This is a genomic window from Streptomyces sp., from assembly GCF_035563135.1.
In the GTDB taxonomy this organism is placed as follows: Bacteria; Actinomycetota; Actinomycetes; order Streptomycetales; family Streptomycetaceae; genus Streptomyces.
Window position 1 is genome coordinate 1 of record NZ_DATMVN010000268.1, and the last position, 2054, is coordinate 2054.

Annotated in this window: 3 protein-coding genes; 1 reads left to right on the forward strand and 2 read right to left on the reverse strand. The window is 75.8% G+C overall.

What is annotated here, in order from left to right; translation table 11 throughout:
• Window positions 1–252: 252 nt before the first annotated feature.
• Together VN520_RS11670 and VN520_RS11675 are read right to left on the reverse strand one after the other, a co-directional pair.
• A complete protein-coding gene (locus tag VN520_RS11670; protein ID WP_325746810.1) occupies window positions 253–621 on the reverse strand; it encodes a hypothetical protein in 369 nt (122 codons plus the stop codon).
• Between the two features lie 184 nt (window positions 622–805).
• The gene (locus VN520_RS11675; RefSeq protein WP_325746811.1) at window positions 806–1171 is read right to left on the reverse strand and encodes a hypothetical protein; all 366 of its coding nucleotides are present in this window, start codon (window positions 1169–1171) and stop codon (window positions 806–808) included.
• A 157-nt stretch (window positions 1172–1328) separates the two neighbouring features.
• Between VN520_RS11675 and VN520_RS11680 the strand changes: the two genes are divergently transcribed.
• Window positions 1329–1682, forward strand: coding sequence for an STAS domain-containing protein (locus VN520_RS11680; RefSeq protein ID WP_325746812.1), 354 nt, complete (start codon window positions 1329–1331; stop codon window positions 1680–1682).
• The last annotated feature ends 372 nt before the right edge of the window (window positions 1683–2054 follow it).

The window sequence follows — 2054 nt, forward strand, 5'->3', positions numbered from 1 at the left end:
GACGACCGAGGGACTCCCCGCCCAGCGGATCCGCGACCTCATGTGGCGGCAGCGAGACCGCGTCCACGACGTGGTCGAGCCGCTCCCGAGCGGGCTCCGGCGGGCGGAGCGGTTGCCCGACCGCGCCGCCGCGCTCGCCGCCGAGGACGCCGTCGGCCCGTGAGTCGGGGCCGACGGCGCCTCCCGTCGGCGTCCTTCTCCGAGGGATGAGGAGGACGGGGTCCTTCTCTGGCGGGGGCAAGGGGTCCTCTCTCACTGACCCCAGCGCGGGATGGCGTGCGCGCCCGAGGCATGACCGTGGGCGGAGGTGGGCCGTCCACCCCGCCCGGCCGGTGCGCCGAGCACCGGGGCGCGCCCGGCCTCGGCGCAGCAGCGGTACAGCGACAGCCACTGCTCGGCGGTCAGGTCGGCGGCGCGGGTGGTGGGCGGCAGGCCCGCCGAGCGCAGCCACCGGGGACCGGCCGGGCCGGGCAGGACGGCGCGCAGCGTGGCGCCGAGGGCGGCGCCGGGCCGGGCGAGGACGGCGTGCGTCAGGCGGTCGAAGGAGGCCGCCTCCGTCTCGGGGAGGGCGGCGCGGGCGGTGGCGGGTGCGCCGTCGAGGGCGCGGTGCGGGCGGGACAAGGCGGACCTCCGGAGGAGGGCAGAGCTGCGCGACCGGCAGCCGGTCAGTGAGGAGGGGGGTGCGCCCGGCCGGAGCGGGGCGCGGACGGCGGGGAGCAGGACTCGACCCGCGGCACGTCACGGAGGACGGATCAGGAGCGCACGACGGCGACGCTACGGACCACGCCGGGGGTCGTCGAGCGGATTACCGACCGGAGGATCTTCCGGCCTTGCGCTGCTGGTGGGCCTCCCAACGGGCGCGGTCGCGGGCGCGGGCGTCCTTGGTCCGCTCCCGGCGCTCGGCGCGCCGGCGGGCCCGGTCGAGCTCGCGCTGCTCGAAGGAGGAGTGCTGCTCCCAGTTGCTGGACAGCACCGCGACGCCCCAGAGACAGAGGCCGAAGATGGCGACGAACGAGGCGAGGATCGGGTCGAGCACCAGGAAGGCCCCGACCGAGCCGGCCAGCCAGATCGCGCCCCACACCGCCAGCCACCTCGACACGCCGTCCAGTATCCCCGCGCCGGGGGCGTCCGGCCGCCGCACCCGGCTCCGGCGCACCGCGGCCGTGATCACGTCTGCGATCGCCCCTTGAACATCGAGAAGGAGGTCCCTACGGTCAGGGGGTAGCGGTTCAACAGTCAGCCGCGGCACCAGTTGCCGGACTCCGCGTCGTGCCACGGCTGATCCCGTGGTCGTCCGTACGGGTTCGCTTCCTCGAGAGAGGCGCACCGTGACCGCTGTTCCCACCACAGACCTCGTCTCGATCGACGTGACCGGCTCCGCCGCCGGCGTCCTGCTCACCGTCAGCGGCGAGGTCGACTCATCCACCGCCCCCCGGCTGCGCGAGGTCGTGGACGCGGCCTTCGCCGACCGCGTCCCGGCGCTCACCGTCGACCTCGACGGCGTGACCTTCCTCGACTCCGCGGGGCTGTGCGTCCTGGCCGGCGCCCACCGGCGGGCCGCGGAGGGTGGCGTCCTGCTCCGCGTGGTCGCCTCGTCCCGGGCGGTGATCCGGCCGCTGCAGATCACCGGCCTCTACGACCTGCTCGCCGTCGAGCCCGGCGCCGGAGCCGGCGCCGCCTGAGGAAGGACCCCGTCCTCCCGCCCCTCGCACGTTCGGGGCGGGGCCGGGACGGGGCCCACGGCGGGCTCTGCAGGGGGCCATCCCCGCGGCGCTCGACGCTGTTTCTCCACGTGGCTGGCCCACACGTGGCCGGCCCGCGCCGTGTGACCACCGCACATTGCTGGTTTCCGCTCTCCGCCGGGTGACCCCCGAGGCTCGTGCGCAGGTCACCTGCAGGTCACGATCGTCCGCGCCTGTGGCGTACTCGGCGCGTCGTGGCTTTACAGTCTCCGGCCATGTGCCCTGAATCACAGGCCGATGTCGTTCCGCGACACGGCGACCCACGGACGCCGGCCGGCTCGCCGGGGACAGCCGCGGTGCGGCCCGCATGCT